The 12,032-nt window shown below is 38.2% G+C and carries 11 protein-coding genes and 2 pseudogenes; 2 read left to right on the top strand and 11 right to left on the bottom strand.

The window, feature by feature from the left end:
• Window positions 1-21 precede the first annotated feature (21 nt).
• From MKZ02_RS14805 to MKZ02_RS14835, 7 genes and pseudogenes are all read right to left on the bottom strand, one after another.
• Window positions 22-1,488, bottom strand: a complete 1,467-nt coding sequence (locus tag MKZ02_RS14805; protein WP_340854262.1) for a 4-hydroxyphenylacetate 3-hydroxylase family protein — start codon at window positions 1,486-1,488, stop codon at window positions 22-24.
• Between the two features lie 328 nt (window positions 1,489-1,816).
• Window positions 1,817-2,488, bottom strand: a complete 672-nt coding sequence (locus tag MKZ02_RS14810; protein WP_340854263.1) for a GntR family transcriptional regulator — start codon at window positions 2,486-2,488, stop codon at window positions 1,817-1,819.
• Between the two features lie 414 nt (window positions 2,489-2,902).
• Window positions 2,903-3,529, bottom strand: coding sequence for an FMN-dependent NADH-azoreductase (locus MKZ02_RS14815; RefSeq protein ID WP_340854264.1), 627 nt, complete (start codon window positions 3,527-3,529; stop codon window positions 2,903-2,905).
• A 76-nt stretch (window positions 3,530-3,605) separates the two neighbouring features.
• Window positions 3,606-4,031, bottom strand: a complete 426-nt coding sequence (locus MKZ02_RS14820; RefSeq protein WP_120031076.1) for a MarR family winged helix-turn-helix transcriptional regulator — start codon at window positions 4,029-4,031, stop codon at window positions 3,606-3,608.
• Window positions 4,032-4,165: 134 nt separating this feature from the next.
• Window positions 4,166-4,786: a nitroreductase family protein gene (locus tag MKZ02_RS14825; protein ID WP_340854265.1), complete on the bottom strand. Its 621-nt coding sequence runs from the start codon at window positions 4,784-4,786 to the stop codon at window positions 4,166-4,168.
• A 141-nt stretch (window positions 4,787-4,927) separates the two neighbouring features.
• Window positions 4,928-5,062, bottom strand: a pseudogene (locus tag MKZ02_RS14830) (LLM class flavin-dependent oxidoreductase); the annotation flags it as partial.
• A 24-nt stretch (window positions 5,063-5,086) separates the two neighbouring features.
• A pseudogene (locus tag MKZ02_RS14835) lies at window positions 5,087-5,529 on the bottom strand (MarR family winged helix-turn-helix transcriptional regulator).
• 258 nt (window positions 5,530-5,787) lie between these two features.
• On the opposite strand from MKZ02_RS14835, the gene MKZ02_RS14840 reads away from it, so the two are divergent.
• Window positions 5,788-7,047: a glycosyl hydrolase family 18 protein gene (locus MKZ02_RS14840; RefSeq protein WP_340854266.1), complete on the top strand. Its 1,260-nt coding sequence runs from the start codon at window positions 5,788-5,790 to the stop codon at window positions 7,045-7,047.
• A 107-nt stretch (window positions 7,048-7,154) separates the two neighbouring features.
• Complete coding sequence (gene cdaS / locus MKZ02_RS14845; protein WP_120031072.1) at window positions 7,155-7,778, top strand: sporulation-specific diadenylate cyclase CdaS; 624 nt, start codon at window positions 7,155-7,157, stop codon at window positions 7,776-7,778.
• Window positions 7,779-8,042: 264 nt separating this feature from the next.
• On the opposite strand, the gene MKZ02_RS14850 is transcribed toward cdaS, so the two are convergent.
• The 4 genes from MKZ02_RS14850 to MKZ02_RS14865 all read right to left on the bottom strand — a co-directional run bounded on the left by MKZ02_RS14850 (window position 8,043) and on the right by MKZ02_RS14865 (window position 11,759).
• Complete coding sequence (locus MKZ02_RS14850) at window positions 8,043-9,956, bottom strand: vWA domain-containing protein (protein WP_340854267.1); 1,914 nt, start codon at window positions 9,954-9,956, stop codon at window positions 8,043-8,045.
• Window positions 9,957-9,965: 9 nt separating this feature from the next.
• The gene (locus MKZ02_RS14855; RefSeq protein ID WP_340856414.1) at window positions 9,966-10,787 is read right to left on the bottom strand and encodes an ATP-binding protein; all 822 of its coding nucleotides are present in this window, start codon (window positions 10,785-10,787) and stop codon (window positions 9,966-9,968) included.
• 164 nt (window positions 10,788-10,951) lie between these two features.
• Window positions 10,952-11,383, bottom strand: coding sequence for a Rok-like winged helix domain-containing protein (locus tag MKZ02_RS14860; RefSeq protein ID WP_120031066.1), 432 nt, complete (start codon window positions 11,381-11,383; stop codon window positions 10,952-10,954).
• A gap of 175 nt (window positions 11,384-11,558) precedes the next feature.
• Window positions 11,559-11,759 (bottom strand): DUF6501 family protein, encoded by a 201-nt coding sequence (locus tag MKZ02_RS14865; protein ID WP_120031064.1) that lies wholly within the window; start codon window positions 11,757-11,759, stop codon window positions 11,559-11,561.
• Window positions 11,760-12,032 lie beyond the last annotated feature (273 nt).

Below are 12,032 nucleotides of genomic sequence, written 5' to 3' on the forward strand. Positions count from 1 at the left end.
ACATCCTTTTATCTATATTTCCTAAACTGGTTCCTCCACATGAGAGGGAAGAGAATAACTTTCTAAAAATTTATCCACCATTTGAACGGGCTCATCATATCCGTAATTTCTAAATGAATAGCCTTTTGTAACGAAAGGTGCGCCGTTATAGAACAATTCATACTGTTGATGTCTCCCTCCGAATTCTGAACCAATGATATCCCACACTAACTTAAACAACTTAATTTTCTCCTCAGCTCCAACTCCCGTAGAACGAATATATTGATACATATCATCTTTCGTTTCAGGATTGATGAGTTCTTTGTATGAAGATGGTAATTGTAATACACCTCCACCGCATAATTCTCTTAAAATTCTAATAACAGAAGCATAAATAGTCTCCTGTTGACCGACTACACCATAAAGGAAACGCGGGTCCGGACGTGCCACACCGTTTTTGTCAATGACACAATTATATTCAGAAGCTAAAAGATTACCTTCTACAGAAGCTGCAATAGAGGCCAGTTCTCCTAACTTCTCTTGGACAGAAGGGATTTTATCTATTCCATTCATAGCCGTAACTTTTCGAGCAGCACCAATCAAAAATTTTAATTTATTGCTAAATCTTATTTGCGCCTGATTATTTCCTAATACGTGAGCTGGTGTTTCATGGAACTGTGCCCTTAAGATATCTATATTTTTGTAAACAAAAATGTCTTTCCATGGGATAAAGACGTCGTCAAAAACAACCAATGAATCACTTTCATCAAAACGAGAGGATAATGGGTAATCAAATGTACTCGGTGATTTTTCAGCATAACTAGGTCTTGCATAAAATTTTAATCCCTTTGCATGGATTGGCAGTACAAAAGACAAAGCATAATCTTCATCACCAGGCCGAAGTGGAGTAAGACAACTTACAAATAAGTAATCTGATACGGCTGATGCTGTACCGAGCATTTGGGAACCTCGAACAACAATACCATCCTCTCTTTCTTCGTATACTCCCACTGGGAGGAATTTATCTTCCAGCTCATGAGCCGCTTTACTTCGATCAATTTGTGGGGGAATAATGACGTATGTTACATATAGATCCTCATCCCGTACATGTTTGTAAAAATTCAAAACATTATTTCCGTAACCTTCTCCTCCGCGATCAAACACTTCGGGTGAACTAGCAAATGCAGCCAAAAAGCTGGCAACATGATCGGGACTTCTTCCGACAAATCCACAAGTCGCTTCCGACCATTTAGAAATCGCCAATCTTCTCTCTTTTAGTTCTTCCCGGCTCTTTGGAATCATATAAATTTTGTTTGCTAAAGATCCATCTTCAGTCTTATATATCATCTCTTGAGACTCATCTGATGCTAAATCATATAAACCTGCAATGGTATGGGCAATTCCTTTAAAAGCTGGATGGGTCGTTACATCTTGAACTCGTTCTCCATTTATGTAGATTGCTCTATCATCTTTCAATGCCTGTAAATATTCTTTGCCTGTTCTAACCATAATTAATTCCTCCCCATATGTGGAATAAACAGATGTAAAAAGATAAGAAAAAACTACCAGTGAGTTAACTACTTTTATGTGTTCTGTATTATGTGTTGTGTATACATTGATTTGTTTAAATATTTAAAACTTTATAGCTATAAAAAAGGCCTGAAACGCAAGCGCTTTCATTGCTAATAAAATGTAGTATCACTTATAACTCACTACTTAATACCTGAACAATTCTTCCAAACTTTTATCGTTTAAACGTTTTCATTATTCAAATATTTCATCCATTAAATAGTGGTAAACTACCTTAGCACCCCCCTTCAAAACATTTGTTAAAGAATCAAGAATTATCAATAACAATTAATGTTTCTTTCGTTTTTTCTAAATGGTTTAAAATCATTTGTGAAGCCAGTTCAGGATTTTCTTCCTCTAAAGCTTGAATAATCTGTTTATGTTCCATTAAAACGTTTTTCATTCTTCCTTGCTTACTGACTGCTTTCAACCCCATAAGCTGAGTAAGATTATGAAGGTTGTTCAAAACTTGCTCTATTATAGTAAAGTTTGCTAATCTTGTCAGCGAGAGATGAAACTCATGGTCTAGCTCAACAAACCTAACAGCATCATCATTTTGCAATGCTTCTTCTTGTTGCTCCAAAATTAATTTTAGTGACCTCAACTGCTCAGGTGATGTAATTACTTTTATTAACTTTTTTACAGCCTCCACTTCAATAGCACTTCTTAGTAAAAAGACTTCCTCCTGCTCCTCTTGTGTAAGCTTTCTTACCGTCATTCCCTTCCTTGGAATAGAAACAAGCAGTCCTTCCTTTACCAAGTCTTGGATAGCTGCCCTTACCGGCGTTCTTGAAGTATTCAACGTTTCTGCTAATTGAACTTCTGTAAAGATTTCTTCACTAGTAATACCACCAAATAAAATTGCTTTCTTAATTTGCTTATAAACTTTGTCTTGTGTCGTTTTTTCCTTCGCAATTGGTTTTAATTGAACCCCTTCCATATCAATCCATCCTTTTTGATAAGTCTTTACCATATGAATAATTTGAATTTATATGAATGGTTTAAACTCTATATGTTTTATGTGTACATAATACAATTAAACGGCTATGTAAGTCAAATATATTTTTTATTTTTTTCTGAAATTTCAAATCAATCCATCGTATTCGAATCATTATAAAGTAAATACACCCAATCACAGAAAATTGTTATCGATGATTTGAAAAAATTTTTATACATAATTGTGGGTTTCTTCTATTGTTTGTTTCGTTCGGGTTTTCAATAGAATAAAACGCCCGCATACTTAATATGCGGGCGTTTTATTAATAAAAAAATACCTGTTTCCTTTTTCTAATACCTCACAGCAAAGAAGCATTAAAGGAATTCTACTGCCGAGGAACAACATTTTGCAGAAACATTAAAATTGCTTCGCTGCTGTTACTGCTCTATGAATTCCTTCTTCAATAATTTCCTCCATTTTATCAGGGAACTGGTTATGTCCTTCTACAATAACCGTCGTGATATCTGTCACACCCCAGAAGCCTAAAGCGGTTGTGATGAACTTAACAGCCATTTCAACAGATTGAGATGGGCCTTCAGAATAGACGCCTCCTCGCGCATTTAAGAGAGCAACCTTTTTCCCTTGAAGCAAACCGATCGGGCCTTCCGGTGTGTAACGGAATGTTTTTCCCGCTTGGCTTAAATAGTCAACGTAAGTATGCAGCACAGCAGGAACCGTGAAATTCCACAGTGGGAAAGCAAATACTACTTTGTCAGCGGAAAGAAATTGATCGACGTATTGATTCACAAGATCAGCTGCTTCTTTTTCTTCCTTTGTTAATTCAAGACCGCGTCCAAGTTTGAACATGCCATTAATTTTATCTGTATCATAATATGGCAGATTTTCTTTAAAAAGATCGAGTTCTATAATCTCATCCTCTGGATGTGACTCCTTATAACTATTAAGAAACGCCTCATAAAGCTTCACACTAACTGCTTGCTCAGCTGGACGTGAATTGGCTTTGACGAAAAGAACCTTGGTCATAATAAATCTCCTCACTGTCTGTTTTGATTTGAGTCAGTTGTTATAGCAACTTTTTGAAAAAAGAAGCGCTCGTGCCCTACTGGACATTCAAACACATCTTTGAAAGGATTCTCCTAACTTCCGTAAGCTCTTCCTTTGAAATTCCCTTGCATATTAGTTCATTGAATTCTTCAGCAATAGGAACTACGTGATTACCGAGTTCTTTTCCTTCATTAGTAAGATACACTCTCAAGGAACGCCTGTCTTGTTCATTGCTGATCCTTCGAATGAGTCCTTTTTGTTCCAGATTAAAAACCATGCGGGCAATGTTCGTCTTATCTTTATTTAATTTTTCAGCAATCTCATTTTGATTTAGACCATCTTCTTCCCAAAGAAGCATCATAATCAAGTTTTGTTCAGGCGCAATGTTAAAGGGACTTAATTTTTGTTTCACATAACTCGTAAGGGTTAAGTCTGTCTGGTGAATGAAAATACTAATGTAATCATGTAAAGCTAACTTCATATAGATTACCCCCATAAAGTTGCTGTAACAACTATTGCTACAACAACATTATAGCGCAGATCCTAAAGCTGTCAAATTAATTTTACTTTTGGATTGGTCTTTTAGTACATCAGAGCCTTTTTACGAATGGACATTTATAGGTATTTAACAAATTCAGCAATTGGTTTCCGATATCCCCTTGGCTTTCTGCTGCTGACCTTTTCTTTCCCAATAGTGATCATTAATACGGGTTCATATTGATCTGAAATACTTAACACTCTCTTTAATTGTTCTGGATCAAAACCAATCATCGGACAAGTGTCCCATCCTTTACTTTTAGCCGCTAGCATAAATAACATAGCCGACAAGGAAGCATTGCGAATCGCTTCATCCCGTTGGAAATGTTCTCCTCTCTTCTCATAAAGAGAAACTACATCCTCTATCTCATGATCGTATTCTTGCTTGCTTAGTATTCCCAGCATGAGTAACCCTTCATAGATTCTTCCTGCTTCTTTATAAGCATTTTTATCCCCTAAAACAACAATTACTGCTGAAGCAGTCCCCACTTTATATTGATTGTAAGCTGCTTGTTTTACCTCTTTTTTTAGCTCGGAGTTCATAACAACCAAATAATTTGTGTGCTGTAAATTAAAAGCAGAAGGACCCATTTTTACAAGCTCAAATATTTCGTTTACTTCTTTTTGGGTAATTGGATGATTGTCTAAAAAATTACTTGCTGACCGTCTTTCCCTGACTACTTGTTCAAATTGGTCCATCTTTATCCCCCTCAAATATATTCCTTGTGTTTTAGACGCTGTAGGCGGACGGTCCGTGAACCTCCTCCTGCGGGGTCTCATCAACGCTCTCTTTTCGCTGCAATCAACGATTGAAAAAATAACATTCATCTGTAACAAAGCCTATTTTCCAACTGTATACTTCTTTATTACCGGCAGTATCTCTGTTGCAATTAGCTCAATATTTTTTGCTATTTTATCAAATGGCACACCGGCAAAATCAGGCTACGCCATGAATCTTTGTTGCCCGTATAGTTCATCAATCAAGTGATAGCGTAAAAATTACTCAGGCGGTAATTCTTTTGTTTGACTGGATTTATGTACACGTGTTATGAGTGTGTACAATGTTTTCATTTCTTCCTCGGTTAATACATCGTCAAAAAATGACGACTGAAACGCCAGTTGAGCCGGCATTGCTTCTTCTAAAATTGCTTCACCCGTCTCCGTTAAGCTGATTGTTTTTGCTTTCCAATCTTGCTTGCGTACAATGTAGCCTTCTTTCTCAAGTCGTGAAAGCATACGAGAGATGCCACCTTGGGTCACGGTTGCTTTTTCAGCTAACTCCATTTGAGTGAGCGGCTGATAGACATGAATCTGCACGAGCACATCAAACTGTGCCGTTGTTAAATTAAATCGCTTTAAAAAGTCATTTGATAGCTGGTTACTTTGGTTTGTAAAACGCATCAGGCGTAACCAGATTAACGCCCCATGGTATTATTACGCATTCCGTTTTCCTCTCCATCCTTAGCTTCCTTATCACTTTACTATGCAAGTGATAAGAAATCAATCAAAAGTCTCGAATTCGAGATTTCAATCTTTTTTGTCATGCCAATAAAAACTTTCTTCCACTATAGAATACAAACTGCTCGTCCACTGTCTTGGAAAGAGCTTTATTTTAGACAAGCGACCTCAAGTGGTGCTGAACCAAAAAATAACTACATATATTTCGAATAAATATCCAAATGTAAAAAAGGAGGCATTCTGTGTTTATTTATGTGGTTAAGATCGGTGATTCATTATTTTCCATTGCCACAAAATATCAAGTGTCCATGGATAGTATACGTACAATAAACGGATTGAAAACCGATAGGTTAGTACCAGGACAAGATTTGCTTATTCCAACGGATATGTATATCGTTCAACCGGGTGATTCGTTATATTCTATTTCTCGAATGAGCTTCATCCCAATTGAAACAATACGTCTATATAACGGTCTGCAATCAGATGTTTTAACGATTGGAATGGGGCTATATCTACCTCCCAGGCCTAAATACGAATCAGAAAATCTTAGTTATATAACGCCTTCTACACCAGAAAGAAATCGAATGATCGTTCAAGAGTTTTCACCAATCAATACCTACTTTGGAATTTTCGAGCATCATGTTCTGGAAGATGGAAGCTTGAGTCCTTTAGATGATCGGCAGTTAATTAGGCTATCAAGAGAGAATCATGTAGCACCTCTTGCAGTTATTACAAATTTAACTCCAACTGGATTTAGCCCTCAGCTAACAAGCCGAGTTTTGAACACTCCTGAAATCAGAGAGCGATTAATTAATAATATTTATAACCTGGTTAAAAGCAAAAACTATGCGGGTGTAAATATTGATTTTGAACAGGTGCGTGAAGGGGACAGAGATTTATACAGTGGCTTCCTGCGTTCGTTAAGTGAACGATTGCGACCCGAGGGATATTATACGTCAGCTGCGGTACCAGCTAAAACAAGCGATGCTATTCCTTGGCTAAAGGGATACGATTACGGGGGGATTGGCGCAGCTGTTGATTTTGTCTTTATTATGGCCTATGACTGGCACGAAGCAAGCAGTCCTCCTGGTCCTGTTGCACCTATTAACGAGGTGAGACAAACAATCGAGTATGCTCTTAACCACATGAGAAGAACTAAAATTATCCTTGGTGTTCCGCGTTATGGGTACGATTGGACAATGTCTAATGGAACGGTAGATAGCGCTCGGGCAATTTCTGTTTCTAGCGCAGTAGAAACGGCTATGAAATACCAAGTCCCTATCCAATATTCTACAGAATACCAGCAGCCTTTTTACCACTACCGAGACGAAATGGGTAAGCGGCATATTGTGTGGTTTGAAGACTCGAGAGCTCGTGCTCAAAAGCTTATGTTAGTTGTTAATTATCAGTTAAGAGGGATTGGCGCTTGGCAGTTAGGATTGCACTTTCCTCAATCGGCCGTCCTAGTGAAGGAATTCACCATTTCCAAAAAAATCATTTGATAAAAATACCTGCTTTGCAAAGAACGAAATTGGTCCATACTATTTACACAGATACTGATAGAAAAAATTGATCTTCCAAAATCACTATTCGTTGGAGTTGTTTATATGTGAAGACTACCAATTGCGATTTTTCACCAATGAAGCAGCAATTATCAAAAGGCATACAGCATATTACAAATGAGCTTCAGTATAGCTTAGAGGTGTTAGATAATGAAAATTACTGTCTTTTAAGCCAACTGGAGGACATTAAGAACAAATTTATTCAGATGGAATCTGTGGCTGCTTCCTTTTATTTAAACTGTTATTTGTCTGCTTTTACAGATAAGTATGCGGATCTATCCATTTGTGTTCAGCGGCTGTCCGATCGACGTCACGGTGCATTGATTGTTGTGCAACGGCGTGACCCTCTTGAGTCCTTCATTCAAAAAGGAACCATGGTAGGAGCTACTTTAACTCCTGCTTTATTAGAGGCCATCTTTTATCCCGGAAATCCTCTTCATGATGGGGCAGTGATTATTTATGAAAATCAAATTGTGTCAGCAGCTAATGTGCTGCCTCTAACAACTGCCGTTATAGGTGAAAAAAAGCTCGGTACCCGTCATCGTGCCGCACTCGGTTTAACAGAGCGGACGGATGCCCTTGTGCTAGTTGTATCAGAAGAGACCGGCAGAGTATCCTTTGCTTTAGATGGAAAGCTCCACCCTATTGTTACTGCTCAATCGCTACATTAATTTCTTTTCAACGCACTCTTTTTGGGAGTCGATATTCCTTCGCACAGGGAGTATCGGCTTTTTCATCTGAAAACGTCCTCTATACTCTATATTTTTTGTTAATATATTAACGATTCTACATATTGTATCCATTTTTTCCAACTTGTTATGTACAACCTTTTTATTATATTTTCCTAAAATATTATTTATAAATTACATATATTTTACTTATGCATAAATTATTTAAGAAAAATAAAAAAGGAGATAATCAACGTTATCTCCTTTTTAAAAACTTTTGTATAATAATTTTTTCAACAATGGGAATATGACTTGCGGCAAATCATTCACGTCTGTTACAAATATACTGTACTTGCCATATATATTTTGTACAGTTGCCTTTTCTGATTCAGCAATTTCTCCATCCGCAAGAAACAGGTTAATTACCTCAATCCCTAGCTTTCTAGCTTCTAATACGGCTTCATGAGTATCGATAATGCCATTGCGGTCATAACTGTAAGCTGCCGGCTCTCCATCAGAGAAGATCAGCAGAAATTTCTGCTTTTCACTCCGTTGTATCATTCTCTCTTTAACAATCCGAATGGCAAATCCATCTCTGTTATCCTCTTCCGGTTTGAGTTGCAAAATTTCAGGTCCGCTCCCGGTTTGTAGAGAAGAACGGTAATCAATCACTGTATGAAAATAGTTAGGCTGAAGGTTGTCTGTTGCTTCATTCGTGTCTTCCCAAAAGCCAATGACCTCATGCGGCACTCTTACAGATTTTAATGCTTCATGAAAGAGAACGATCCCCTGTTTTGTTTGCTCCATTTTATCTTCCATGGAAGCCGAACAATCAACAAGAAGCGTAAAAGTAGCATCAATTTCTGTCGATGGCTCTTGCTTTTTATAAAATAGCCGCGGCTGGTCCTCTGTAAAAAAGCGCAAAAGCTTTTTATTTAACCTTCCCCTATGAAGATCGCTGCGCGGCTGAATTTTTTTGTGCTCCAATGTTTTTTCAATCATGTTTTTCAACTTTTTCTGTAGAGAAGCTATTTGTGACCTTTCGGCTTTGTATTTGCGTATTTCCTCTAAATGAGGAGGGTTTGCTTTCTTAAAAACCGGTACAGCAAAACGATTCTCTTTCCCAAAAACAGCTTGTCCGCTACTTTTCGCTTCTTTCTGCATTTGATCAGCTGAGAGGTGAGAAAAGTCTTTGCGGCTTGTTTTTCTGGCAGAGCCTTGCACCATAGCAAGCGCTTGATCGCCGTCTTCGCCTTCTCTCACTCCCTCGCCAGAAAGATCCGTTTTTGATCCTTGATCTAAGTCAAATTGCAAAAAACTGTCCCCCAGTTTGCTTGTTTCGCGGTGCCACGTCCGAAACTCTTCATCTATTACTTCTTCTTTGCCCGATTTCTCCTCTTCCAGCTTGTCATCGTTGACAAGCGGATCTTTTCTCTTTAACTCTTCATAGGTATCCCCTTTGACCTCTTGTGCACTAGAGAAATCCGGCAAATGGAAATATTGATTGAGCATGTCTCGATCCAACACTTCCTCCATCACTTCTACAATTCCTTGACTAATCTTTACAACCCCATCTGTTGAGCGTGCATCATAAAAATCCATAATCGACCGTTGGATAAACGGCATAGCGGCATCGATTCTATTATTCATAGATGGTGGCTGCATAGGAGACTCTGCGTGCAGCAACAAGTAATGTAAGTTAAATAAAGCATCCGTGAAAAGACTTTTAACCAGATTAGCATTCAACTGGGCATAGAAGTGCTGACGGTACATTTTTCTGCGGGCAGCAAAAGCTTGCTTCGTACCCGGCCGCTCTTTTTTACATATTTCTTCAAGGCGCATATCCTCTGCCAACACAACGAGCTGATTGGCAAAAGAAGCGACAGGAGAGTGTTTTGTCTGCTGTACAAATGCTCTGATCACCTGTTCGTCCGTGTGCTGCCAACTGCCGAGCGCACGCAAAAAGAGATCCGATTTGTACCCATGCCACTTATCCGCCTCTGGTCTGTGATTCCAAAAGTGGCTGACATACAGCTTTTTCTCTTGTTTGTTCACATAGGAATAGGGACTATATTCAATCTCCACTTCCGGCTCTCTCGTTAACGTTTTTGCCAAATCTGTTAATTGCATGAACAGGAAAGAGTCGATTGTTTCATCATTAAATTGGATAAACCGTTTCATGAATCCTCCTCATTCAAACAGTGTTTCAGCAATGTTTTTTACTGCTGCTTGTTCTCGTTCGTCTTCAAGCTTGTCAATAATTCCCCGTTGAACGGCCCGTAGCGGCGGCATAAATAAGGCTAAATCACACGTGTCGATCAGTGCCCGGATAGAAGCAGCTTCTTCAGAGATTTGTCCATTTTTCACTTGTGCAATCAAATCTTGGGATAAGACAGCAAAGCGCTGAATGAGCTTATCATCCTTCAATTGGCTTTCTGACTGGAGTACACGAATTAATGTTTCTCCACCAATATAGGGTACCTCTATGACGATAAAACGGTTTTTCAGCGCTTCATTTAATGGCACCGTCCCTACATACCCTTCATTGATCGCGGCAATAACACCGAAGGACGGTTCGGCCGTTATCACTTCTCCCGTAAAAGGATTGGTAATCATCCTCCGGTAATCCAACACACCATTAAGAAGCGGCAGCGTCTCCGGCTTGGCCATATTAATTTCATCGATATAAAGCAGATGCCCCTTTTTCATTGCTTTCACAACAGGGCCTGGCACAAACTCAATCGCATTCTTTCCCTCTCTCTCTATTATCGTTTTATAGCCAATCATGGCTTCTGCATCAAGATCCACAGAACAATTGATGCTATGCATCGGCTGTGAAAATATTGCCGACAATGTTTCAGCTAGCTTTGTCTTTCCAGATCCAGTCGGCCCTTTCAAAAGCAAATTCTTACCTAAGGAAAGAGCGAGGACGGCATCAAACAAAATTGCTTCATCTTCCGGCTGGTATCCTTCTTTTCCAATCAGCCGTTTCTCTTCTGTATGTAAAAACATTTCTCTTCTCTCTGCTATTTTTCGCTCCACAGCAGGTGGCCATTCATTGATGAACAAATTAATCTTCCTCTCTACCATCATTTAAGTGATTTATCCCTATCATACATTTTCATTGACCTGACGTAAAACAGTTAGAACAATAAAAAAACTGACTGCCTTAGCAATCAGTCTTCATACTCATATATATACAGTCCTCTTCCTAGCTTACGCACCCGGTGATTCTCTCGCTCTAGTCCAACCATGAATGTCGTCATATTCGCAATTTTCTTCCCTGTTTCCCCTTCAATTTGGCGTTGAAGTTCAACTCCGCGAATCGGCGTATTCTGTTTTTTTAGTATAGTGACCGCTAACTGACGTAACTCTTCAAGGTTTTCACTGCGCCGCCCTCTTCGCTTTCTTTCTTTAGGCAAACCGCCAATTTTAGTAAGTGAGACAATCTCCTTAGAGGGCTCTGCTTTTACAGCTTCCATCATATCCAACTCTTTTAATCTCCGGAAAATCGCATCTCTCTCTTTTTGAAATTCCTGTATAATCCTTAGTTCTGAATTAGCCAATTGTTCCAGCCTGATCTTTAATGCAATTCTTTCATCAAACACCTAGTACTCCCCCTATAATGGACAAAAAACGTTATATTTATGTATAGAAAAGATGACCTACAAAATTACCAGTCTCTTCCCTGCCCATTATCTTAACAAAAAATCCCTGTAAATACTAGTTGTTCTTGTATTTTGTTTAAAAAGGGTGGCCCATTCGTTTTAATTATGTTCACTTTTATTGTTCAAAATAATCTTTATAAAAGCCTGATACCTTTCCTTTATCGTCTACAAGAAAATAAAATTCTTCCGTTTCATTTTTTACGTCGTACAGCTTCCCTGGTGTTAATCTATTTTTCACCATGTATTTCTTCGCATCTGTATGAAGACATTTCACTTTCTTGATTGTTTCTTTTTCTGTCCATTGAAGATGATTCATAACTTCTCCTTTCGATCACACGGTTATACTGATAGATCTATTTATATTTTTCTCCATTATCATACCATATTTAAAATTGAACTGGAAAGCTGTTTCATCAAACAAAGCTATCGCAAACAAGTTTACATAATAATGTTATAATAAATAAAAGCAAGCTACCCCATCGAAAGGGCTATCTAATTTTTTTAGGCACTGACTTTCGGATGAATTTGCCCATTTCTCTTTAAAAATCTAATCAGATTATGTATAATGACAGAAAATAAAGATAAATCT

Origin of the sequence: Pseudobacillus sp. FSL P4-0506 (assembly GCF_038003025.1) — a bacterium.
Classification (GTDB): domain Bacteria; phylum Bacillota; class Bacilli; order Bacillales; family Domibacillaceae; genus Pseudobacillus.

Excerpts from the sequence above, each read along its gene's own strand:
- MKZ02_RS14805 (WP_340854262.1), bottom strand. The coding sequence starts at position 1,488 with ATGGTTAGAACAGGCAAAGAATATTTACAGGCATTGAAAGATGATAGA.
- MKZ02_RS14810 (WP_340854263.1), bottom strand. The coding sequence starts at position 2,488 with ATGGAAGGGGTTCAATTAAAACCAATTGCGAAGGAAAAAACGACACAA.
- MKZ02_RS14815 (WP_340854264.1), bottom strand. The coding sequence starts at position 3,529 with ATGACCAAGGTTCTTTTCGTCAAAGCCAATTCACGTCCAGCTGAGCAA.
- MKZ02_RS14820 (WP_120031076.1), bottom strand. The coding sequence starts at position 4,031 with ATGAAGTTAGCTTTACATGATTACATTAGTATTTTCATTCACCAGACA.
- MKZ02_RS14825 (WP_340854265.1), bottom strand. The coding sequence starts at position 4,786 with ATGGACCAATTTGAACAAGTAGTCAGGGAAAGACGGTCAGCAAGTAAT.
- MKZ02_RS14850 (WP_340854267.1), bottom strand. The coding sequence starts at position 9,956 with ATGAAACGGTTTATCCAATTTAATGATGAAACAATCGACTCTTTCCTG.
- MKZ02_RS14855 (WP_340856414.1), bottom strand. The coding sequence starts at position 10,787 with ATGTTTTTACATACAGAAGAGAAACGGCTGATTGGAAAAGAAGGATAC.
- MKZ02_RS14865 (WP_120031064.1), bottom strand. The coding sequence starts at position 11,759 with ATGAATCATCTTCAATGGACAGAAAAAGAAACAATCAAGAAAGTGAAA.